The sequence below is a fragment of the Nonomuraea sp. NPDC059194 genome (genome assembly GCF_042754765.1).
In the GTDB taxonomy this organism is placed as follows: domain Bacteria; phylum Actinomycetota; class Actinomycetes; order Streptosporangiales; family Streptosporangiaceae; genus Nonomuraea.
The window spans coordinates 37,592-57,932 of sequence record NZ_JBHZBH010000029.1 but is presented as its reverse complement, the minus strand read 5'-3'; the positions used below and the strand labels follow the sequence as shown (position 1 = coordinate 57,932).

Sequence of the window (20,341 nt, the reverse complement as noted above, 5' to 3'; positions counted from 1 at the left end):
GCCGGGAACCGGGTTACCGTGAGGTCCGTGCAGCTCTACACGAGATCAACGGGGACCGGTGTCCCCGTCGTCCTGCTCCACGCCTTCCCGCTGTCGTCGGCGATGTGGCTGGCCCAACGTGAAGGACTGGCCGCCACCTGCCGGGTCATCACCCCCGACCTGCGCGGCTTCGGCGGCTCCCAGCTGGGCGACGACGAGCCCTCCATCGACCTCATGGCAGACGACGTCGCCGCCGTGCTCGACAGCGAGGGGGTCGAGCGGGCGGTGATCGGCGGGCAGTCGATGGGCGGCTACGTGACGATGGCCTTCTGCAGGCGCCACCCCGACCGCGTCGCAGGCGTCGTCCTCGCTGACACCAAGGCCGGCCAGGACACCGACCAGGCCAGGCAGAACAGGGAGCGCATCGCGCGGCAGGTCGAGGCCGACGGCACGGGCGTGCTCATCGAGGAGGTCCTGCCCGGCCTCGTCGGGACGACCACGAGGGAACGCAGGGCGATGGTCTACGGCCGGGTGCGGGGGCTGGTCCAGTCGGCGCCGCCGGGCGCGGTTGCCTGGGCGCAGCGGGCCATGGCCGGACGTCCCGACTCCTTCGACACGCTGGGCGCGCTCAAGGCGCCCGCCCTGGTGATCGTGGGTGCGGAGGACAGGCTCACCACCTGCGACGACGCCGAGGAGATGCTGCGCGCCCTGCCCGAAGGCCAGTTGACGATCATCGAGCGGGCCGGGCACCTGAGCGCGGTCGAGCAGCCCGAGGCCTTCAACGCGGCCGTGGCCGCCTTCGTCAGCTCCGAGCTTGGCGAGGCAGCACGATCTCACGGATGATCAGCGCGATCGCGGCCGCCACGGGGATGGCCAGCAGGGCGCCGACGATGCCCAGCAGCGCGCCGCCGAACAGCGCCGCGATCACGGTCACCGCGGGCGCCACGTCCACCGAGCGCTTCATGACGCGCGGGTAGATGAGGTAGTTCTCGACCTGCTGGTAGACGATGAAGAAGATCGCGCACGCGATGCCGAGCGGCACTGACTGCAGGAACGCCACGCCGCTCACCAGCACCGCCCCGATCGTCGCGCCCACCAGCGGGATCAGGTCGGTGAGCGCGATCACCAGCGCCAGGGCCAGGGCGTAGTCCGCCCCCGCGATGGTCAGGAACGCCCAGCTCAGCACGCCCGCGATGACCGAGATGAGGACGTTGCCCGCCACGTAGCCGCCGATGCCGTCGAGGATCTCGTCGGCGATGGCCGCCGTCCTCGTCCGGCGCGAGGCGGGGACGAGCTTGAGCAGATACTCCTTGATCGAGTGCAGGGAGCCGAGGAAGTAGAGCATCAGCACCAACAGCGTCACGCCGGTGAACACCCCGTCCAGCACCACCAGGCCCGCGCCGACCAGCCCGCCCGCGAGCGAGGGGGCCAGCGTGGCGGTGACGAACTCGGCCAGTTTCGGCAGGAGCTGGTAGTCGGCGTCCAGCTGCCTGAGCGTCGGATTGGCCATGAGCTGCTCGAAGTAGCCGGGCACGGCGGCGATGAAGTCGGCCGACTCCTTGCTCACCGGCGGCACGATCGCCAGGCCGAACAGCACGAACAGCACGATCACGCCGGCGAACACGATCGAGATCGACGTCCGCCGCTTCATCCGGCGCCGCTGGAGCGCCTCGACGGCCGGGTTGAGCCCCGCCGCGAGGAACATCGCCACCACGATGAGAATGATCACACTGAGGGAGTTGGTGATCAGGTGGCCGATGGCGATCGCCGTCAGCACGCCGAGCCCGCCCACGAGGCCGAACAGGAAGGGGCCTCTGGCCAGCGGCTTGCCCGGCATCCCGTACGGCAGCGCGCCCTCCTGCAGGTTCCAGCCCGCCTGCCGGTCCTCCTCCTGGACTCCCGGTTCGGGGGACGCGGGCTCGTCGACGTTGGCGGTCACGGTGGCTCCAGGAGGGTGGGGGCGAATCTGGGCAAGCCGTACAAAGACAAGAAGAGAGCCTAGCGACCTCAAGGTCACCAGGCTCTCTTCAGCCGTCGATCAGCCCCCGGATCGGGTTACTCCTGCCACCACTCCGAGTCGTCGTCACCCGCCTGCGGCTTGGCGGACGCCGTGGCGGGAGCCGGCGCGGGCGCGGGCTTGTCGCCGTTGGACGACGAAGGGGCCAGGGCCGGCTTCGGCGGGGCGGCGGTGACGGCGGGCTCGGGCTCCATGCCAGGAAGCGGCGCGCCGCCGAGCAGCTGGCGCAGCTGCGCGAGGTGGCTGGTGATGCTGTCGCGCTGCCTGGTCAGCTCGTCGACCTGGCGCTGCATGTTGGTGCGGGTGCGCTCGGCCTCCGACTTGGCCTCGCTGACGATGTGCTCGGCGCTGGCCTTGGCCTCGGCCGCCACCTGGTCGGCGTTCTTGCGGGCGTTGGCGACCAGCTGCTTGGCGTGGGTGTCGGCCTCGCGGCGGGTCTGCTCGGCCTGCTGGGTGGCCTTGGTGGCGCGGGACTCGGCGGTCGCGGCGCGCTGCTCGGCCTCGGCGACCAGCTTCTGCGTGGCGGCCTGGGCGGTCGCGTGGCGCTCGGCCTCCTGGCGCTCGGCCTCCTCGCGGCGGGAGGCGAGCTGGATCTCGAACTCGGCCTCGTCCTGGGCCCGCTTGGCCTCGGACTCCTCCAGCACCCGCTGGGCCTGGGCGCGCATCTCGTCGGCCTGGCGCTTGGCGGTGGTGAGGACCTCGTCGCGCTCCCGCTTGGTCGAGGCGCGCAGCTGCGCGACCTCGCGCTCGGTGGTGGTGCGCAGCTTGGCGATCTCGCGCTCGGCGTCGGCCCGCTTCTCTGCCACCTCGTGGTCGGCGGTGGCGCGCAGCTTGGCGGCCTCGCGCTCGGTGGTGTTGGTCAGCTCCTCGGCCTCGCGCCGGGCGGTCGAGCGGATCTCCTCGGCCTCACGCTCGGCGGTGCCGCGCAGGTCGTCGGACTCGCGGGTGGCCTGGGCCCGCTTCTCGGCCGCCTCGCTCTCGGCGGCCGCGCGCAGGTCGGCGGCCTCCACCTTGGCGTGGGCCTTGATCTCGTTGGCCTCGGATCTGGCGGCCTGAACGAGCTCGGTGGCCTGCTCTTCGGCCAGGCGCAGCAACTGCTCGATGCGGGCGCCGAGCCCCGAGTAGGTGGGCCGCTCCTGCTCCTGGAGCTGCCGCTGCGAGTCGGAGAGGTCACGCTGGAGGCTGGTCAGCTGCTCGCGGGTCTGGCGCAGCTCGTTGTCGAGCTGCTTGAGGTGGTCGTGGACCTGGTGCCGGTCGTAACCACGGAGCACCACGTCGAACTCGCGCGCTGGGGCGTCCTCGAAGAAGTTGTTGAGCTGGGCGTCGATGTCGGACTGCATGGAGGCTCGATCCTGGGTTGTCGAGACGGCTACACGGGCCGGACGGGGGGTTCGGGGCACCCGAGCCTGGAGCCTGCTCCTGGCAGCAGGCTCCATGTCCGGCGGAAGGCCAGCGTACTCCGCTGATGCCGCCTTGGAGGCCCCGTCCGACTATCTGCGTTACTAGTTACATACGAACCTTTTTTGTGTTCAGGGTTGAGGAGCTGCCTGGACCAGCTCCGTGAGCATGCCTCCCACGTCCTTCGGGTGAAGGAACGCGATCGACGAACCCATGGAGCCGTGTCGTGGCCGCTCGTCCAGCAATCTGACACCCTTGTCGCCGATCTGCCGCATGGCATCCGCCACGTCCGGCACCCCGAACGCCACGTGATGCACCCCTTCGCCGCGCTTGGCGAGGAACCTGCCGACGGGTGAGTCCGCCGACAGCGGTTCGAGGAGCTGGATGTAGGAGCCGCCGCCCTCGCCGTCGGCGATGTGCAGCATGGCCTCCTTGACGCCCTGCTCCTCGTTGGTCTCGCGGGCGACGACGGTCAGCTCGAAGGTCCGCTCGAACAGCGCGATCTTCTCCTCCAGGTCATGGCAGGCGATCCCGATGTGATCGATGCGCATAAACACGTGTGTCCCGCCTCCATGGTGGTCGTCGGCTCCGTCGTATGGAATGAATGTATGGGAAGCGGCCCCGTAGGGCGTTTCCCACGCCGATGGGTATCGTGTCAAACGTCCCCGCGTGTGCACAGGAGGCCCTGTCATGTCTGGTTCCGTCATCGTCGCCGGAGCTCGTACCCCCATCGGACGCCTGCTGGGCGCCCTGTCCGGCCAGCAGGCCGTCGACCTGGGCGGCCTGGCGATCAAGTCCGCGCTCGAACGGGCAGGGGTGGCGCCCGAGCAGGTCGAGTACGTCATCATGGGCCAGGTGCTGCAGGCCGGCGCCGGGCAGATCCCCTCCCGCCAGGCCGCGGTCAAGGCGGGCATCCCGATGACCGTGCCGTCGGTGACCATCAACAAGGTGTGCCTGTCCGGCCTCGACGCCATCGCGATGGCCGACCAGCTGATCCGCGCGGGCGAGTTCGACATCGTGGTCGCGGGCGGCATGGAGTCCATGACCAACGCCCCCCACCTGCTGCCCGACCTGCGCAAGGGCGTCAAGTACGGCGGTTCGCAGATCGTCGACTCGATGGCGCACGACGGCCTGTTCTGCGCGTTCGACCAGTGCGCGATGGGCGAGTCGACCGAGCGCTACAACGCCAGGCTCGGCATCGGCAGGGCCGAGCAGGACGAGTTCTCCGCCCGCTCCCACCAGCTGGCCGCCGCCGCAATCAAGAACGGCGTGTTCGACGACGAGATCGTCCCCGTCGAGATCCCCCAGCGGCGCGGCGAGCCCGTGATCGTCAAGGACGACGAAGGCGTGCGCGCCGACACGACCGTGGAGACGCTGGCCAAGCTCAGGCCCGCGTTCGCCGCCGACGGCACCATCACCGCGGGGTCGGCCTCGCAGATCTCCGACGGCGCGTGCGCGGTGGTGGTCATGTCCAAGGCGAAGGCGGAGGAGCTGGGCCTCACCTGGCTGGCCGAGATCGGGCGGCACGGGAACGTGGCCGGGCCCGACGCCTCTCTGCAGTCGCAGCCGGCCAACGCCATCAAGCACGCGCTCGGCAAGCAGGGGCTGTCGGTGGACGACCTCGACCTGGTCGAGATCAACGAGGCGTTCGCCAGCGTGGTCATCCAGTCGGCCAAGGAGCTCGGCCTGCCGTACGAGAAGGTGAACGTCAACGGCGGCGGCATCGCGCTGGGGCACCCGATCGGCGCCTCCGGCGCGCGGATCGTGCTGACGCTGGCGTACGAGCTGAAGCGGCGCGGCGGCGGGCTCGGCGCGGCGGGGCTGTGCGGTGGCGGCGGCCAGGGCGACGCCCTGATCATCCGCGTTCCCTAAGCGCTCAGCGCTAGGAAAAAGGGAAAGCCCGGCCGCTGGGGTGCTGGCGGCCGGGCTGTCGGACGGGGATCATGCGGCGCGGAGGCGGGCGAAGAACGAACGCGTGCGGGTGCGCTCGGCTCGCGGCGCCTTGCGGGCCTCCCTGACCTGCCGGTCGCGCGCGGCGGCGGCGTGGAGCTCGTCGATCCTGGTCTGCATGATCTGGTAGTTGACTTCGGGGTTCATCCGATTCTCCCGTGATGTCGTGTTTTCCCTGACATCTCTAGATTCGCGCTAAGTCCCCACCCGCCACATCGGACGGATGCCCTATCTCCCGGATGAGGCGCCGCTCGGGGATGCCTAAGGTGGAGCGCGGGATGCCTAGGCATGCGGGAAACGGGAGGTAGGAACGGGATGGCGGACGTCGGCGGCGCGCTGAGGAGTCTTGCGGAGCGGTTCTGGGCGTGGCGCGTGGCCGCCGCTCCCGACACCTCTGACGACATCACGAGGGTGGAGCGCCCGCCGGGCTGGGTGCCGGACTGGTCGGCTGCGGCGGTGGCGGACAGACGGCAGACGTGGGAGGCCTTCGACGCGGAGCTGCGCGCGCTCGATGTGGGCGGGGAGCCCGTCGAGGTGCGAGTGGACGCCAGGTTGCTGGGGTCGGCGCTGGCCAGGGTGCGGTGGGAGCTCGACGTGCTCGCCTCCTGGCGGCGCAACCCCTGCTTCTACGTCGACCAGGCGTTGGTGGCCGTCTACAACCTGCTGCTGCCCGCGCCGCCGTTCACCGCCGAGCGATCCGCCTCGATCGTCAGGGTGCTCGGCGCGATCCCCTCGGTGCTCGGGCAGGGGCGGGAGAACCTGGAAGGCCACGCCGCCGCGCCGTTCGCCCGGTCAGCGATGGTCCTGCTCGCCGACGCGGGCGAGCGGCTGCGTGCCGCCATGTCGGCGCTGGCCCCGCTCCTCGACTCCGATGAGGGGCTCGGGGCGGCGACCGAGGCGGCCGTGGAGGCGATCGACGGCTTCCACCGGTGGCTGGGGGAGCGGGTCGAAACGTTCGGGACCGAGACGGCTGTCGGGGCCGACGGGCTGGCGTTCTTCCTGCACAGGGTGGCGCTGCTGCCGTACGACGCCGAGCGGCTGCGCGCCATGGGCCGGCAGGAGTGGGACAGGGCGGTGGCGATGGAGACGACGCTGCGGCACCGCCACCGCGACGCGGGCGACCCCGCACTGCCCGCGGACACCGCCGCCCTGATCGAGGCGGCGGCGGCCGGTGAGCGCGCCGTGCGCGCCTTCTACGTGGACAGGGGGCTGCTGAGCCAGCCCGCCACGCTGCGCCATTACCGGTTCGCCGAGATGCCCGCCTACCTCGCGCCGCTGGCCTGGCTGGGTGTCCCGCACGAGATCGGTGTCGAGTCGCGTCCCGACGCCGACGCCGTCAGGTACGTGGAGGCGCCCGGACCCGACCTGCCGTACTTCGAGCTGGCCGCGGCACGCGACCCGCGCGCCCAGATCACGCACGAAGGCGTCCACGCGCAGCAGCTCGCGCTGTCGTGGCGGCACCCCGACCCGGTACGGCGCCGCTACCACGACTCGGCGCCCAACGAGGGCATCGCGTTCTACCACGAGGAGCTGATGCTGCAGTCGGGGCTGTTCGACGACGCCCCGCACAGCGCCGTGTTCGTGGCCAACGCGATGCGGCTGCGGGCGCTGCGCGTGGAGGTGGACCTGGCGCTCGCGCTCGGCGACCTGACCCTCGACCAGGCCGCGGACGTGCTGGCCGAGGCCGTACCGATGGACAGGGCGACGGCGTGGGAGGAGGCGGTCTTCTTCTCCGGCAACCCCGGGCAGGGTCTGAGCTACCAGATCGGCAAGCTGCAGGTCCTCGACCTGCTGGCCACGGCCATGCGCCGCCAGGGCGGAGCGTTCGACCTCGGCGCCTTCCACGACCGGCTGTGGCTGGAGGGCAACGTGCCGCTCGCCCTGCAGCGTTGGGAGCTGCTCGGCCTCACCGACCACGTCGAGGAGGCCGACAGGCTCGCGGCGGGCGGCTAGGAGGCGGGGGTCGCGACGATCGTGACCTTGGTGAAGCCGAGCGACTTCAGCAGCCCCTCCAGCATCGCCTTGGTGTTGGTGTCGGCGCGGGCCCGCAGGTCGCTCGAGACGGCGGCCTCGGTGATCTTCTTCTCGGCCAGGACGTAGAGCTCCTGCTGGTCCTGCGGCGAGGAGGACAGGAAGCCCTGCACCCTGTCGATGAGCCCGCGCTGCTGGGCGAAGACGTAGGAGCGCTTGTTGTCCAGGTTGGCCTTCTCCAGCTGCGCGGCGGGCAGGCGGACGGTCACCGCGGTGCGGTCGGCGTTGACGGTCACCGCGTCCTTGGCCAGCGACCCGAAGTCGACGTAGGCGTCGACGGTGCCCGCGCCGACGAACAGGGTGCGCGTGCCCTTGACCGCGTCGGGCAGGAACGGCGCGTCCTTCTCCAGGTCGACGACGACCTGGAAGGCGCCGGTGGCCGCCTCGAACCTGGCCAGGTCGTGGATGGACTCCAGTAGCACCGGCTGGCTGCGGTCCACGACCCGCTCGTCGAAGGGGTTGAGCCAGGTCCAGGCCAGTCGCGCGCCCACCACTAAAAGGACCACGAGTGCCAGCAGTCCTGCCACATATCGCCAACGCCTGCGCTTGGCCGCCGTCTGAACGTTCATGCAGACCTTTCTGCCCTCATACGAGAGTGTCTACATGATCAGTGCCAGTTCTGTGGTGACATCTCCGGTCCCCAGCTCCGGCCGCTGGAGGTGGGATAGACGGGATAGCTCTGGGTGGCGCTCGGCGTCGGCGAGGCGACCGCGGGGCCGCCGCCGAAGTGCCTGGCCGACAGCTGGCACGACTGGAAGTCGGTGTAGAACATCCGAAGCCACTCGCGGCGCTGGTGCTCGGTCAGCCCGGAGAACCAGGCCGCGGCGTACTGGTGCTCGGGCAGCGGGCCACCGGGCAGCGGCTCGCCGCGCAGCCACGCCATCACGATCTCCCTGTAGCCGGCCGCGGGCGTGCCAGAGCAACTGGCGGCCAGGCTCTCGACGTAGTCGTAGGCGGCCTGGTCGGCGAAGCCCGCCGCCAGGTCGGGTACGTGGATCGGCACGATGCCGGTCGAGGCGCGCAGGCTCTCGCCCAGCGGGCGCTGCTCGACCCTGGTGAAGGCGGCCGGCGTCCCGGACAGCTTGGATGCGATCTTGGTGAACGCGTCGCCCACCTCGGTCAGCCCGCCGCGCATGCCCGGGTGGAGGCAGACGGTGATCGGCCACTCCTGACAGCTGTAGACCAGGGGCTGCGCGCTGGCCGCCTGGGGCTCGGTCACCAGCCGCGCCACACCCGTGGCCGCCGCCAGTACGGCAAGCAGCGCGAAGGCGAGCACCAGGGCCTGCCTGGTCACCGCCGCCGCCCAGCCGAGCAGCAGGGCCAGCGCGACGCCGAGCAGCCACAGCGTCTGGTCGAGGAAGGCGGCCCCGGCCAGCCCCTGGAACAGGTCGTACGGCTCGCCGGTGCCGGGAGCGAGCTTGTCGACCCACGTCTTGCCGTCGGCCAGCCACGTGAACAGCGCGTAACAGCCCAGGCCGGCCACCAGCGGCGTCACCGCGCGCGGCACGAGCCAGCCCGCCACCCAGCCGATGACGGCGTACAGGGCCAGCCCCGCCATGCCCATGCCCAGGCCAGCGAGATTGAGCCGGCCCGCCTGCTCGGTCAGCACGGTCTTGACCGCCAGCACCAGCACGGTGGCCGCGAACGAGCCCACGACCACGACCACGATGGCCAGCGGCGCCTTCAGCGCGATCCACGTCGAGACCGCCCTGCCGCGCAGCGCGCGGCGCTTGCGGACGGCGACCCACGCCGCGAACGCGGCCGCCACGGGACCGGTCAGCTTCAGCGACCCGATCACCGCGACCACGATGTTCTCCCATGCGTCGACGCCGGGGATCAGGACGCTCCAGGCGGCGACCAGACCCAACGCCAGCAGGACGGCCGTCGTGACGGCCGCGCTCTGCTTCAGCTCCTCGCGCGTGACGCCGGCGTGCTCACGCACGGCGAAACCCCCCGCTGAAATACATCAAGCACCCCCCGTGCCCCATCAGCGACCGCGGAACACCGGCTCATGGCCGTCCCCTGGGCTCCGCGTCACCGTTTCGTGCGAGAACCATAACTGAGCGTGATGATTAGCGCCCGGGTTCTTGGTCAAGCGGTGAATATGGTTGCGCTGAGTAATCATACGAACCAGGACGAGGGCACGCTAACGTAACGGTGTGTCGCTCAACCTGTCGTTCGATCCGATCGAGCGCGCTGCTGAGACCTGGCGTGTTCACTTCGGGCCGTCCTCCGCCATGGCCGCGGTCACTTCGATCATGAGAGCGCAACAGATCCTGCTGTCGCAACTGGACTCGCTTCTCAAACCGTATGACTTGACCTTCGCCAGATACGAAGCGCTCGTGTTGTTGACCTTCAGCAGAACCGGCGCCCTCCCGCTGTCCAAGATCGGTGAGCGGCTCATGGTGCATCCCACGAGCGTCACCAACACCGTCGATCGGCTGGAGAAAGCCGGTCTGGTCGTGCGTCTGCGCAATCCGCGCGACGGCCGCGGGGTGCTCGCCGAGATCACCGGCAAGGGCAGGGAGATGGTGGCCGCCGCGACCGCCGACCTGATGAACGCTGACTTCGGCATGACCATGTACGGCGAGAGCGACCTCCAGGAGATGTTCGGCCTGCTGCGCACGCTGAGGGTGGCGGCGGGCGACTTCTCCGACTGAGATGGTCGCGCCCCCGGCCGGGCTCCTGCGCTCGGTGTTTGACGGCCGCGCCCAGCCCCTACCGCCGGGCTCTTGCGTTGTGCACGGCGGAGATGCGGCAAGATGAGGAGCATGGCGGACATCTCTCGGCCCGGATCGCTCTACGGAGCGGTGGATCTGGGCGCCAGGAAGCAGGCAATCGAGGCACAGACCCGGCGGGAGGCCGCGGGTCCCCAGGCGGCCGCGTCGGTGGTCGACGTCACCGACGAGACGTTCACGACCGACGTCATCGACCGGTCGATGAGCGTCCCGGTCATCCTCGACCTCTGGTCTCCGCGCGCGCCCGGCAGCGCCCAGCTCAGCCCCGTCCTGGAGAAGGTCGTCACCGAGCTCGGCGGCAGGGCCACGCTGGCCAAGGTCAACGTCGACGTCAGCCCCCAGGTCGCCCAGGCGCTGCGCGTGCAGGCCGTACCGACCGTGCTGGCGATCTTCCAGGGGCAGGCGCTGACCGGCTTCCAGCAGGTGCTGCCCGAGCAGGAGGTGCGCCGCTGGCTCGACGAGCTGATGGGCGCGGTCGAGCAGTTCTACGAGGCCAACCCCGACGCCAGGCCGCCGGCCGCCGAGGGTGCGGCCCCCGCGCCGGAGGCGCCTCCGCTCGACCCCGACCTCGCGGCCGCGGAGAAGGCCATCGACGAGGGCGACCTCGACGCGGCCGCCGACGCCTACGAGCGCCTGCTCGCCCGCTCGCCGGGCGACGAGGACGCCAGGATGGGCCTGGCGGGCGTCGGCCTGATCAAGCGCACCGCCGACGTCGACCCTGCCGACGTGCAGCGCCGACTGCAGGACCCGGCCGACATCGAGGCACAGCTGCTCGCCGCCGACCTGGAGATGCTCTCCGGCAACGTCGAGGAGGCCTTCGACAGGCTCGTCGGGGTGGTCAGGCGCACCTCGGGCGACGAGCGCGACATCGCGCGCAAGCACCTGCTCGGTCTGTTCGACGCGCTGCCGTCCGACGACCCGGCTCTGGTCAAGGGGCGCAGGGCGCTTTCGAGCGCGCTGTTCTAGCTCTAGCCTGGGGGCATGCGGGTCGTCACCATTTCGGCGACGTACGGCACGGCGGGGAGCGTCATCGCCCCGGCCGTGGCCGAACGTCTTGGCGTCCCCTTCGTCGACAGGGCGATTCCCAGCGCGGTGGCCCAGGAGCTCGGCTGCTCGCTGGAGGAGGCGCTGGTCCACGACGACAGGGCCGAGCACGGCCTCGGACGGCTGCTCTCAGGGGCGATGCGGCTGCCGACGGTCACCTTCGGGGGAGTCGACATGTATCTGCCGGGGGCGATGCCCCTGGCGCCGGAGGAGTTCGTCAACCGTACCGAACGCATGATCAAGGATTCCGCCCGGTCCACGGGCGGGGTGTTCCTCGGTCGCGCGGGCGCGCTGGTACTGGCCGAGCATCCCGGCGCGCTGCACGTGCGCCTCGACGCGCCGCTGCGCAGGCGGGTCCTCCAGACGGCCTCGCTCGCCGATCTGTCGGAGCGGGCGGCGCGGAAGCTGGTCGAGGACAACGACCGGGCCAGGTCGGCATATGTCCGGCATTTCTACCGGGCCGACCCGGCCGATCCGCAGCACTATCACCTCGTCGTCGACAGCACCACGATCCCCGTGCGGGTCTGCGTCGAGATCATCGTCACGGCTGCTGAGGCGCTTGCCTGAGGCGGGGCTCCAGCTTGTGGTCGCGGCAGCCGCGCGGCGCGCTGACCGGGTTGCACCGCGCGGTCGCGCCGCCGGGCAGCTCCGCCACGTAGTCGGTGCCGTTGCGCGCCGACAGGCCGACGACGGGGAAGTCGGTGCTGATCATCTGGGCGCCGCTGTCGAGCGCCGCCTTCAGCCGCGTGGTGTCGCCCGACCTGGCCTCGGCGAACGGCACGTCCGAGCGGGTGCGGACGTAGTAGCCGCGCCGGACGAAGTCCTGGATCTGGGCGGTGTTGGCGCCGAGCGGGTCGTTCCACTGGATGAAGGCGGCGTCGGGACGGCCCGGCCTGGAGTTGGTGAACAGCACCCTGCCCTCCAGGTTCGGGTGGCCTGCCAGGTAGGGAGCCTGGATGTCGGCGCCCGAGTTGTCCATGAAGAACATCACCTTGCCGCGTGAGGAGTCGAGGCGCGGCCAGCCGTACTTCAGCACGCTCTGCTCCAGCGACAGGCCCGGCCTGCGCAGGTCGTCGGCGGTGATGAGCCTGTCTTCGGAGAAGACGGTCCTGATCTCGGCGTCGAGGGCGCCGAGCAGGGCCGCGTCCCACGTGGGGCTCTTGGCGCCGCCCATGGCCTCCTTGGCCGGGTCGGTGCGCTTGAGCTCGGTCAGGATGGTCAGCGGGACGTGTCCGGGGTTGGCGTCCGACCAGTCGCGCACCTGGCGCAGGCACGCCACCAGCGTCGAGCAGGTGGTGGCGTAGTCGTGGTCGGCCCAGTGCAGCACCTTGAAGCCGGGCGCGGACAGGCCCGGATCCTGCAGCGGCGGCAGCCCGGCGTCCCCGCGCACCAGCGGCTTGGTGTAGAGGCCGCCCTGCGGGTCGGGGAAGACGTCGAGCTCGATCCCGCGCACCCGCTGCGAGCCGAACTGGTGCGGGAGGGCGGGGTGGGAGTACTGCAGGTTCCACCAGTTGGCGTCGGTCCTGCGCTGGACGTCCTTCTCGGCGTCGGTCACCTCGCGGTGGTAGCTGTTGTGGGTGGCCATGGTCTGGATGTGGTTGATCCGGACGTCCGACCTGCCGGTGATGCCGACGGCGGGCGCCGCCGAGGTCAGTACGGCGAGCGCGGTCGCGGCGAGCAGAGCGGTCACGCGGGGCATGGAGCTCCTTGAGGGGTTCGTGGGGGCGTCTCAGACGGTCGCCTGAGGCGGTGAACACCCGATCAAGAAAGAGTTCTCCCGTTTCGGAAATGTCCGTAAACACTGCCGTAAAGGTGTCTGTCGAGAGGAGTCGTCGGAGGTGGCACCATGGATGCATCCTTGGTCAGGCGCAAAGGAGCGAAAGACGTGGCCACCGTCCCGAGCGTGTCCTACTCCATCACCGTGCGGCTCGAGGTGCCGGCAGGAGGCAAGGCGGTCAGCCAGCTGACCCACGCCGTAGAGTCGGCCGGTGGCGTCGTCACCGCGCTCGACGTCACCAACGCGGGGCACGAGAAGCTCCGCATCGACGTCACCTGCGCCGCCAGGGACACCGACCACGCCCAGCAGATCGTCGACCAGCTGGAGGCGGTCGAGGGCGTCGTCATCCACAAGGTCTCCGACCGCACCTTCCTCATGCACCTCGGCGGCAAGATCGAGATGAAGTCGAAGGTGCCGCTGCGCAACCGTGACGAGCTGTCCATGGCGTACACGCCGGGGGTCGCGCGCGTCTCCATGGCGATCGCCCGCAACCCCGAAGACGCCCGCCGCCTCACCATCAAGCGCAACAGCGTCGCGGTCGTCACCGACGGCTCGGCCGTGCTCGGCCTCGGCAACATCGGCCCGGCCGCCGCGCTGCCCGTCATGGAGGGCAAGGCGGCGCTGTTCAAACGGTTCGCGGGCATCGACGCCTGGCCGATCTGCCTCGACACCCAGGACGTCGACGAGATCGTCTCCATCGTCCGCGCCATCGCGCCCGGCTTCGGCGGCATCAACCTGGAGGACATCTCCGCGCCGCGCTGCTTCGAGGTCGAGGCCCGCCTGCGCGACCTGCTCGACATCCCCGTCTTCCACGACGACCAGCACGGCACCGCCATCTGCGTCCTCGCCGCCCTGACCAACGCCCTGCGCGTGGTCGACAAGCGCCTCGAGGACGTCCGCATCACGATGGCGGGCGCGGGCGCCGCCGGCACCGCCGTCCTGCGGCTGCTGCTGGCCGCGGGCGCGCGCAACGTGATCGTCTGCGACTACCTCGGCGCCGTCCACCTGGGCCGCGACGACCTCGACGACTCGCTGCGCTGGATCGCCGAGCACACCAACGCCGAGGGCTACTCCGGCGACCTGCGCGGCGCGGTCAAGGGCGCCGACGTCTTCGTGGGTGTGTCGGCCCCCGGCATCCTCAACGGCGACGACATCGCCACCATGGCCTCGGACGCCGTCGTGTTCGCCCTGGCCAACCCCGAGCCCGAGGTCTCGCCCGACGACGCCCGCGAGCACGCGGCCGTCGTCGCCACGGGGCGCTCCGACTACCCCAACCAGATCAACAACGTGCTGGCCTTCCCCGGCGTCTTCCGTGGCCTGCTCGACGCCCAGGCCACGGAGGTCAGCCAGCAGATGCTGCTGGCGGCGGCGGGCGCGCTGGCCGCGGTGGTGACGCCCGAGGAGCTCGGGCCCAACTACATCATCCCCAGCGTCTTCCACCCCGACGTCGCCACCGCCGTGGCCGCGGCCGTCCGCGACTCGGCTGGCGGGCGCGCCCGCGGCTTCACCGAGGCCTGACCCGACGCTGATCCCGGGCTCTGGCGGCCAGGGGTCGGATGCCGAGAAGCCGCTCGTCCCGGGCATTCGGGCCCGGGAGAGCGGCGACCGGTCGGCTCCTTTCCGCGGTCATTCCGCTGTGGCAGGCTTCCTGCGGAGGGCGGCGCTGACGACGATGCCGAGCAGCACCAGCGCCGCGTTGGCGAGGACGGCGACCCGCACCCCGCCGAGCACGTCCGCGTCCACCGCCATCGCCGCCGTGACGACGGCGCTCATGACGGGGATGCCCATCGTGATCCCCACCTGCTGCGTCATCGTGGCCAGACCGGTGGCCAGGCCCTGCTCCGAATCGGGCAGGCCCGAGGTGGCGGTCACCATGAAGCCGACGATCGCCAGCATGTTCCCGACGCCGCCGACGAAGGTGGCCACCAGCAGCAGCCAGATCCACCCCTGCGAGGTGCCGAGCAGCGCCAGCGAAGCCGTGGCGATGGCCTGGACGGCGAAGCCGGTGATCAGCGTGGGACGGCTGCCGAGGCGGGCGATGACGCGGGAAGCGCCGACGCCGCCCACGACCGTGCCGAGGCCGAGCACCCCGAAGGCGAGCCCCGTGGCCAGCGCGGAGTAGCCGAGCACCTTCTGCAGGTAGAGCGTCATGAGGAAGACCAGCGACGTCTCGGTGGCGAAGGCCAGCAGCCCGGCCAGGTTGCCCCACTTCACGCTGGGGCGCTTGAGGATGGCGACGGGCACCAGCGGCGAGACCGCCCTGCGCTCGGCGAACCAGAACGCCACCAGCAGCACCGCGCCCGCCGCCAGGCCGCCGAGCGCGACGGGCGAGGCGAAGCCGTACTCACCGGCCTGGGTGAGGCCGAAGACCAACGCGAGCAGTCCGGCGGTGACGGTCACGGCGCCCGGCAGGTCCATCGTGGGCCGCCGCTCGTGCCTGCTCTCGGCCAGTACGGCAGGCGCCGCGACCAGGACGGCCAGCGCCACGGGCACGTTGATGAAGAACGCCCACCGCCAGCTCAGCAGCTCGGTCAGCACGCCGCCGAGCACCGCGCCCGAGGTGAAGCCCGCCGACATCAGCGCGCCGTTCAACCCGAGCGCCCGGTCACGCAGGGGCCCTTCGGGGAAGGAGGTGGTGAGCAGCGACAGGCCGGCGGGGGTGACGATCGCGGTGGCCAGGCCCTGGGCGACCCTGGCGACCAGCAGCATGCTCGGCGAGGTGGCCAACCCTCCCACCAGGGAAGAAAGTCCCAATAGCGCCATGCCGGCCAGGAAGAGCCGCCGTCGGCCGAACACGTCGGCGATGCGGCCGAACAGCAGCGTGAACCCGGCGGCGGCCAGCGCGAAGGCGGTGGCGATCCACTGGAGATTCGACAGCTCGAAGCCGAGGCCCTGGCCGATGACGGGCAGGGCGACGTTCAGGATCGAGAAGTCGACGGCGAGCATGAACTGGGCGCCGAGCAGCAGGATCAGGGTCAATCGCTGCCGGCCCGCCATCGTGGTGGCGGGAGCGCGCATGTCCAACGTGGTCATCAGCATCCCCTTAATGGGTCGCAAGTTCCGTTAAGATGTGCAGACACTAGCATGCCGAGGAGTGTTAATGGAACAGCAGACCCATTTGGCGGGAACGGTACGGCCCGGCGGCCGTACGGCGAGAGTGCGGGCCGCGGTGCTGGAGGCCACGCAGGACGAGCTCGTGGAGCGCGGCTTCCACGGGCTGGCCATGGATCAGGTGGCGGCACGGGCGGGCGTCGGGAAGACGACCGTCTACCGGCGGTGGGGCGGGCCCGCGGGCCTGGTCACCGACCTGATGACCGAGCTGGCCGACCAGTCGGCGCCGCACGCGGACACGGGGTCGGTCGAGGGCGACCTGCTGGCGAACGCGGCGGGCGTGCTGGGGGCGGTCGCCGACGAGCGGCTGGGAGCGACGCTGCAGGCGGTGATCGCCGCGGCGACCTGTGACGAGCAGGCGGCGGCGGCGCTGCGGGAGTTCTACCTGCGGCGGGTGCGGGAGTGGGCCACGGTGGTCGAGCTGGCGGTGGCCCGTGGGGAACTACCCGAGGGGACGGACGGCGCGGAGGTGGTGCGGGCGGTGTCGGCGCCGATCTACTACCGGCTACTGGTGACCCGCGAGCCGGTGGACGAGGCGGTGGCCGAACGCGCGGTCCGCACGACCCTCGCCGCCGCCCGCGCCGGCGCCTTCATCCCCACCACCTGAGAACCCCGCCGCGGCCCGCGGGGCGGGTGCTACTCCTTGAGGTCCGGGTAGCGGCGGCGGGGGGTGCGGGTGCTCGTGAGCGGCCCGTCAGGCGTCTGGCGCGGCCAGATCGACCCGTACCACCAGACGATCCCGCCCATCAGCACCAGCCCGCCCCCGGTCGCCAGCTTGCCCATCAGGTCCGCCGGCGGCCCCGTGTACGGCAGGCGCCCGTCGCGGTCTCCCCAGTTCTCCCAGCGGCCGTGCCCCCAGTCGTCGTCGCCCCATCCGCCACCCTTCCTGGGGCAGCTGTTGTAGACCCGCTGCGAGTCGACCAGCTTGTCGTCGTGCCCGTCGCCGACGTAGCTGACCTCGATGCCGGCCGACCGCCCACGGGCGAGCGGCACGTAGACCGTCGTGCTCCTGCGCGCCCGCACCGTGCCGCGCTCCACCAGGTGGTCGTCCTTCTGGACGGTGAACCCCGACGCGTAGTCGCTGGTGCTCCTCAGGACCACCGCGACCATGTTGGTGTCGCACCTGGTCTTGCCCAGCGACATCGTGAACGGGTCGCCCTCGTGCGCGGAGGCGGCCGCCGGCAGCAGGAGCAGCGCCCCGACCGGTGCGGTCAGCACGAGAAGGGCGAGTCGGCTTCCGGTGGTCATGGCTCCTCCCGAGCACGCACGCTTGCGATCTCTGCTACGTACGGTGCCCATATGTGTTCAACGAGTAACATCCGGTGTCTGGGGGCGCGGGATGCCCTTCGCACCGGTCATGATGGATGCATGGCGGAGGCGATCTACGTCGGCGGGTTGCTGGTGGCGACGCCGCTGCTCGACGACCCCAACTTCCGGCGCAGCGTGGTGCTGATCCTCGAACACGACGTCGACGGCGGCACTCTCGGCGTCGTGCTGAACCGGCCGAGCGAGATCGCCGTCACCCAGGTGCTGCCGGTGTGGGACACACTGGTGAGCGGCCCCGCCGTCCTGTTCGAGGGCGGCCCGGTGCAGACCGACAGCGCGCTCGCGCTGGCCGCGGTGCCGAGTGGGGAGGAGCCGCTGGGCTGGCGGCGGCTGCACGCCGGCACGCCGTCGGTGTCCAGGCTCGGCACCGTCGACCTGGACGCGCCACCGGAGATCCTGGCGGGGGAGATCGCCCAGATGCGGATCTTCGCGGGCTATGCGGGGTGGACGTCGGGGCAGCTGGAGGGCGAGATCGCCGAGGGCGCGTGGTACGTCGTCGACTCCGAGGTGGGTGACACCTTCGACGCCGATCCCGGCCGCCTGTGGCGGGCGGTGCTGCGCAGGCAGCGGGGTGAGCTGGCGTTCGTGGCCACCCATCCCGACGACCCCACGATGAACTAGCGGGGAACTAGCGAGCCAGGTCCCAGCCGGGCCGGAAGCAGCGCTCGGCGAGGGTGAGGGCCGCCTCCACGCGTTCGAGCATCTCCGTCATGTCGGTCACCTTCGGCCGGGGGCACTCGAAGCCGACGCGTACGGTCGCCATGGCGTAGGCGACGACAAGATGGGGCAACTGGTCGGAGTCGGGGTCGACGCCCTGGCGCCTGGCGATCTCGTTGGCCAGCCGCCGCTCGGTCTCGACTCCACGGGCCACGCTCCGGCCCGCCAGCACGGGGTTGATCTCGTGGAGATGCTGCATCTTGAGGAACCTCGCGGTGTCCTCAGGCGTTGCGTCCTTGAACCCCTGCATCATGGTGCGCAGGGCGTGCAGGAGCGAGGTGAAGGGCGGTTCGTCGTCCGGACGGTCCGCCAGAGCCTCGGTGAGGAGCTCTTCGGTGTTGTCGTGGAACCACAGCACGACGTGTTCCTTGCCGGTGAAGTAGCGGAAGAACGTCCTGGCTGAGACGTCGACCGACCCCGCGATCTGCTCGACGGTGGTCGCCTCGTATCCTTGTTCGAGGAACAGGTCGAGCGCCGCGTCGAGGATCGCCAGGCGCGTCTTCTCCTTTTTACGTTCTCGTAGGCCCATGGCAACCTCCCTATCACAGTGTGCCATAAGTCAGAAGCAGGCAAATAAAACCATTTGTCATCTGTCAGTCGGTGCCATAAGTTACTTCAGCTACCGTTTCGTCAGTACTGAGGGGGACTCCATGGCCCAAGCCAAGACCGTGACGGCGCCCACGCCGTCAGACGCGGAAGGGGGTGCGAACGGCAGTCCATGGCTGACGCTCCTGGCGGTCTCGCTGGGCGTGATCATGGTGATGCTCGACGGCACCGTGGTCGGCATCGCCAACCCGGTCATCGGCAAGGAGCTCAACGCCTCCCTTTCCGACCTTCAGTGGGTGACGAGCGGCTACCTGCTGGCCCTGGCCGTCTTCCTGATCACGGCGGGCAAGCTGGGTGACCTGTTCGGCCACAAGCGCATCTTCCTGATCGGTGTCGCCGGCTTCACCGTGACGTCGCTGGCGATCGGCTTCACCGGCTCGGTCACCGCGTTGATCTTCTTCCGCGTGCTCCAGGGCCTGTTCGGCGCGTTGCTGCAGCCGGCCGCGCTCGCCCTGCTCCGCAACGCCTTCCCCGGCCCCAGGCTCAACCAGGCGATGGGCGCGTGGGGCGCCATCATCGGCCTGTCCAGCGCGGCCGGACCGATCGTGGGTGGCCTGCTGGTGCAGAACGTCAGCTGGCAGTCGGTGTTCTTCATCAACGGCCCCGTGGGCGTCATCGCGCTGATCATGGGTGTGCTGATCATCAGGGAGAGCAGGTCCCAGCTGCTGTCCAAGGTCGACTGGCTGGGTGTGGTGCTGCTGTCCGGCGCGATGTTCGCGCTGGTCTGGTCGATCATCAAGGCTCCCGAGTGGGGCTGGGGCGACGCCAAGACCGTCGGCTTCCTGATCGGTTTCGCGGTGCTGACGGCGGTGTTCATCTTCTGGCAGACCGTGGCGCGTCAGCCGCTGGTGCCGCTGGCGATCTTCAAGAACCCCTCGGTCTCCATCGGCGTCGGCCTGATGATGATGGTGGCCTTCGCGATGTTCGGCGCGATGTTCTTCCTGGGCTTCTTCTTCCAGGGCGTCCACGGCCTGACCCCGCTGGAGGCGGGTCTGCGCATGCTGCCGATGAGCGCCGGAATGATCATCGCCTCGCCACTGGCGGGCATGGCGATCGGCAAGCTCGGCCCGAAGATCACGATGGCGTCCGGCCTGGTGATCACCGCCGTGGCGATGTTCCTGATGTCCCGCCTGGGCGTCGACGCCTCCTTCGTCGAGAGCGGCATCCCGTTCCTGGTGCTGGCCTTCGGTCTGTCGCCGGTCTTCGTCGGCGCCACCGAGATCATCGTGGGCAACGTCGACCCGCAGTACGCGGGTGTGGCCGGTGGCGTGCAGCAGTCGGCCATGCAGGTCGGCGGCGCGCTCGGCACCGCCATCCTCGGCGCGGTCATGGCCGGCGAGATCGCGAGCAAGCTGCCCGGCTACCTCGGCCCCGCCGCCCAGGCGATCCCGCCGGAGCAGATGCGCCTGCTGGAGCAGGCGGCGGCCTTCGGCACGGCGCCCACCCAGGGCCTGCCCGCCCAGGTCGCCCAGTTGGTCACCAACGCGGTGCACAGCTCCTTCATGGACGGCATGCACCTGGCGTTCCTGGTGAGCACCGCCGTCGCGATCCTCACCGCGGTCCTGGCGCTGTTCGTCAAGCGCGGCGCCACGCCGACCGAGGGCGCTCCCGTCCACGTCGGGTGAGCTCCGGCATTCCGTACGGCTC

20 protein-coding genes are annotated in these 20,341 nt (G+C 70.6%); 10 read left to right on the top strand and 10 right to left on the bottom strand.

Features of this window, described 5'->3' with window-relative positions; all coding sequences use genetic code 11:
- Window positions 1-27: 27 nt before the first annotated feature.
- Complete coding sequence (locus ACFXJ8_RS30230; protein WP_379647371.1) at window positions 28-822, top strand: alpha/beta fold hydrolase; 795 nt, start codon at window positions 28-30, stop codon at window positions 820-822.
- Here ACFXJ8_RS30230 and ACFXJ8_RS30225 read toward each other — a convergent pair.
- From ACFXJ8_RS30225 to mce, 3 genes are all read right to left on the bottom strand, one after another.
- The gene (locus tag ACFXJ8_RS30225; RefSeq protein WP_379647370.1) at window positions 782-1,918 is read right to left on the bottom strand and encodes an AI-2E family transporter; all 1,137 of its coding nucleotides are present in this window, start codon (window positions 1,916-1,918) and stop codon (window positions 782-784) included. The two genes, ACFXJ8_RS30230 and ACFXJ8_RS30225, sit on opposite strands and share 41 nt — an antisense overlap.
- A gap of 116 nt (window positions 1,919-2,034) precedes the next feature.
- Window positions 2,035-3,336 carry a DivIVA domain-containing protein gene (locus tag ACFXJ8_RS30220; protein ID WP_379647369.1) on the bottom strand — a complete coding sequence of 434 codons (1,302 nt, stop codon included), beginning with the start codon at window positions 3,334-3,336 and terminating at the stop codon, window positions 2,035-2,037.
- A gap of 189 nt (window positions 3,337-3,525) precedes the next feature.
- Entirely contained in the window at window positions 3,526-3,951 is a 426-nt protein-coding gene (mce, locus tag ACFXJ8_RS30215) for a methylmalonyl-CoA epimerase (protein WP_379647368.1), read from the bottom strand.
- 133 nt (window positions 3,952-4,084) lie between these two features.
- On the opposite strand from mce, the gene ACFXJ8_RS30210 reads away from it, so the two are divergent.
- A complete protein-coding gene (locus tag ACFXJ8_RS30210) occupies window positions 4,085-5,266 on the top strand; it encodes an acetyl-CoA C-acetyltransferase (protein ID WP_379647367.1) in 1,182 nt (393 codons plus the stop codon).
- 69 nt (window positions 5,267-5,335) lie between these two features.
- Here the strand turns inward: ACFXJ8_RS30210 and ACFXJ8_RS30205 are convergent, their stop codons facing one another.
- Window positions 5,336-5,491: a hypothetical protein gene (locus ACFXJ8_RS30205; protein ID WP_379647366.1), complete on the bottom strand. Its 156-nt coding sequence runs from the start codon at window positions 5,489-5,491 to the stop codon at window positions 5,336-5,338.
- Window positions 5,492-5,659: 168 nt separating this feature from the next.
- Here ACFXJ8_RS30205 and ACFXJ8_RS30200 point away from each other — a divergent pair, with 168 nt between their 5' ends.
- Window positions 5,660-7,297, top strand: coding sequence for a DUF885 family protein (locus tag ACFXJ8_RS30200; protein ID WP_379647365.1), 1,638 nt, complete (start codon window positions 5,660-5,662; stop codon window positions 7,295-7,297).
- Here the strand turns inward: ACFXJ8_RS30200 and ACFXJ8_RS30195 are convergent.
- Both ACFXJ8_RS30195 and ACFXJ8_RS30190 read right to left on the bottom strand, forming a co-directional pair.
- Window positions 7,294-7,944, bottom strand: a complete 651-nt coding sequence (locus ACFXJ8_RS30195) for a DUF4230 domain-containing protein (RefSeq protein ID WP_379647364.1) — start codon at window positions 7,942-7,944, stop codon at window positions 7,294-7,296. The genes ACFXJ8_RS30200 and ACFXJ8_RS30195 overlap by 4 nt on opposite strands.
- Window positions 7,945-7,982: 38 nt before the next feature.
- Window positions 7,983-9,317 carry a hypothetical protein gene (locus tag ACFXJ8_RS30190; RefSeq protein ID WP_379647363.1) on the bottom strand — a complete coding sequence of 445 codons (1,335 nt, stop codon included), beginning with the start codon at window positions 9,315-9,317 and terminating at the stop codon, window positions 7,983-7,985.
- 217 nt (window positions 9,318-9,534) lie between these two features.
- On the opposite strand from ACFXJ8_RS30190, the gene ACFXJ8_RS30185 reads away from it, so the two are divergent.
- The 3 genes from ACFXJ8_RS30185 to ACFXJ8_RS30175 all read left to right on the top strand — a co-directional run bounded on the left by ACFXJ8_RS30185 (window position 9,535) and on the right by ACFXJ8_RS30175 (window position 11,724).
- Window positions 9,535-10,035: a MarR family winged helix-turn-helix transcriptional regulator gene (locus ACFXJ8_RS30185; protein ID WP_379647362.1), complete on the top strand. Its 501-nt coding sequence runs from the start codon at window positions 9,535-9,537 to the stop codon at window positions 10,033-10,035.
- 111 nt (window positions 10,036-10,146) lie between these two features.
- On the top strand, window positions 10,147-11,079 hold the full coding sequence (locus ACFXJ8_RS30180; protein WP_379647361.1) for a co-chaperone YbbN: 933 nt from the start codon (window positions 10,147-10,149) through the stop codon (window positions 11,077-11,079).
- Window positions 11,080-11,094: 15 nt separating this feature from the next.
- Window positions 11,095-11,724, top strand: a complete 630-nt coding sequence (locus tag ACFXJ8_RS30175; RefSeq protein ID WP_379647360.1) for an AAA family ATPase — start codon at window positions 11,095-11,097, stop codon at window positions 11,722-11,724.
- Here the strand turns inward: ACFXJ8_RS30175 and ACFXJ8_RS30170 are convergent.
- Window positions 11,699-12,856: a phosphatidylinositol-specific phospholipase C1-like protein gene (locus ACFXJ8_RS30170; RefSeq protein WP_379647359.1), complete on the bottom strand. Its 1,158-nt coding sequence runs from the start codon at window positions 12,854-12,856 to the stop codon at window positions 11,699-11,701. The two genes, ACFXJ8_RS30175 and ACFXJ8_RS30170, sit on opposite strands and share 26 nt — an antisense overlap.
- A 186-nt stretch (window positions 12,857-13,042) precedes the next feature.
- Between ACFXJ8_RS30170 and ACFXJ8_RS30165 the strand changes: the two genes are divergently transcribed.
- Entirely contained in the window at window positions 13,043-14,452 is a 1,410-nt protein-coding gene (locus tag ACFXJ8_RS30165; RefSeq protein ID WP_379647432.1) for an NAD-dependent malic enzyme, read from the top strand.
- A 108-nt stretch (window positions 14,453-14,560) separates the two neighbouring features.
- On the opposite strand, the gene ACFXJ8_RS30160 is transcribed toward ACFXJ8_RS30165, so the two are convergent.
- Window positions 14,561-15,967: an MFS transporter gene (locus ACFXJ8_RS30160; RefSeq protein ID WP_379647358.1), complete on the bottom strand. Its 1,407-nt coding sequence runs from the start codon at window positions 15,965-15,967 to the stop codon at window positions 14,561-14,563.
- 67 nt (window positions 15,968-16,034) lie between these two features.
- On the opposite strand from ACFXJ8_RS30160, the gene ACFXJ8_RS30155 reads away from it, so the two are divergent.
- The gene (locus ACFXJ8_RS30155) at window positions 16,035-16,652 is read left to right on the top strand and encodes a TetR/AcrR family transcriptional regulator (protein ID WP_379647357.1); all 618 of its coding nucleotides are present in this window, start codon (window positions 16,035-16,037) and stop codon (window positions 16,650-16,652) included.
- A 29-nt stretch (window positions 16,653-16,681) separates the two neighbouring features.
- Here ACFXJ8_RS30155 and ACFXJ8_RS30150 read toward each other — a convergent pair whose 3' ends face one another.
- The gene (locus ACFXJ8_RS30150) at window positions 16,682-17,293 is read right to left on the bottom strand and encodes a hypothetical protein (RefSeq protein ID WP_379647356.1); all 612 of its coding nucleotides are present in this window, start codon (window positions 17,291-17,293) and stop codon (window positions 16,682-16,684) included.
- 120 nt (window positions 17,294-17,413) lie between these two features.
- Between ACFXJ8_RS30150 and ACFXJ8_RS30145 the strand changes: the two genes are divergently transcribed.
- The gene (locus tag ACFXJ8_RS30145) at window positions 17,414-17,992 is read left to right on the top strand and encodes a YqgE/AlgH family protein (RefSeq protein ID WP_379647355.1); all 579 of its coding nucleotides are present in this window, start codon (window positions 17,414-17,416) and stop codon (window positions 17,990-17,992) included.
- A gap of 7 nt (window positions 17,993-17,999) precedes the next feature.
- On the opposite strand, the gene ACFXJ8_RS30140 is transcribed toward ACFXJ8_RS30145, so the two are convergent.
- Window positions 18,000-18,617 (bottom strand): TetR family transcriptional regulator, encoded by a 618-nt coding sequence (locus ACFXJ8_RS30140; RefSeq protein ID WP_379647354.1) that lies wholly within the window; start codon window positions 18,615-18,617, stop codon window positions 18,000-18,002.
- A gap of 121 nt (window positions 18,618-18,738) precedes the next feature.
- Here ACFXJ8_RS30140 and ACFXJ8_RS30135 point away from each other — a divergent pair, with 121 nt between their 5' ends.
- The gene (locus ACFXJ8_RS30135; RefSeq protein WP_379647353.1) at window positions 18,739-20,319 is read left to right on the top strand and encodes an MFS transporter; all 1,581 of its coding nucleotides are present in this window, start codon (window positions 18,739-18,741) and stop codon (window positions 20,317-20,319) included.
- Window positions 20,320-20,341: the final 22 nt, after the last annotated feature.